The sequence below is a fragment of the Vibrio sp. 10N.222.48.A3 genome (assembly GCF_041475345.1).
GTDB classification, from domain to species: domain Bacteria; phylum Pseudomonadota; class Gammaproteobacteria; order Enterobacterales; family Vibrionaceae; genus Vibrio; species Vibrio tasmaniensis_A.
Genome location: NZ_JBFRVX010000787.1, coordinates 348 through 1,590, shown reverse-complemented (window position 1 = coordinate 1,590; position 1,243 = coordinate 348). Strand labels below are relative to the sequence as shown.

At 52.6% G+C, this 1,243-nt stretch carries 1 pseudogene; it reads left to right on the top strand.

Going from position 1 to position 1,243, the window contains the following annotated elements:
• A pseudogene (locus AB4653_RS19770) lies at window positions 1-1,243 on the top strand (conjugative transfer relaxase/helicase TraI); the annotation flags it as partial.

The following is a 1,243-nucleotide window of genomic DNA, read 5'->3' as shown; positions in this document are numbered from 1 at the left end:
CGCGTATCAAGCCGTCAGGGATTTAAAGCCAATAACGCTATCTCGCTGTATCAAAAAGGCAATGTGGAGAGTCATTCTTGGGTTGGCAAGCGAGCCAGCAACACCAACGTAAAACTGCATGACAATGATACCGATAGGATAGCGCGGGTGTACGCCGACCTCCCCGATAAAGCCAACACGCAAGTGATTGCCACTTCCAGCGTCGAGCAGCGGCGGTTAACCGAAGCGATACGGGGCCAGCTCAAAAATACCGGCGCCCTCGCCAGACACGAAACCACCCTATTCACTCAAACCCCTCACCACCTCTCTAAAGCGCAACAACCCCTCGTTCAACACTACAAACCAGGCATGACACTCACCCATTGGGAGAAAAACAAACCTCAGAGTTTTGTCATCGCCAGTATCGACAAAGAGAGCAACACCATGACCGCACTCAGCAAACGCGATGGACAATCACACACCTTTGACCCGTCCAGTCGCGCCTTTAAGCACATGAAGATGCAAATCAATAAACCGCAAAGTCTCAATATCGCCCAAGGCGAACGCCTTCAAACGCTAGGCAAACACTTCCCTGCTGGCTTGGACGCGAACCAAAGCTACCTTGTCACTCACATTGACAAAGAAAGCCTCACGCTTGAGAGCAAAGGGGAAACGCAGCGCGTCAACTTAGAGAGCCTAAAAGACGCGCCGCTGCAATACGACTACGTTCATAGCGCCCACCATATTGAGCCAAAAGCCCAAAGCGCACTTGAAAAAGAGCAGGTCTCCCCGTCAGCCATTGAGCGTGTACTGCAGACGCAAAACGTCAACGACCGCTACCTAAACGACGCCACCCAAGATTTGCTAAAGCAGGATGTCAGTCAGGCACTGTCAGCACTCGCCAAAGCGCAAAACGCCCCACTCATCGAAAAAGCGGTCAGCTTTGCCCTGAACCACCTCTCAGAGCGAGAAGCGGCGTTTAGCCAAAAAGCCTTAGTGGTGGAAGCGGTGCGTTACGCCTTTGAAGAAGCCGGAGGCTCTATTACCAAAGAGCAGGTTGAAACAGAGCTGACTAAACGCAGCGACACCCTCTCTGCAGAGTACAGTGACGGCACACGCTGGACGACGCACGCCGCGCTGGAGACTGAAAAGCGCATCTTGCAAAACATCGATGATGGTAAAGACCAACATCAGCCTTTTGCTACCCACAAACAGGTGCAGGACTTCCTCGATACCAAGCCTCGCCTAACCCAAGGGCAAAAGG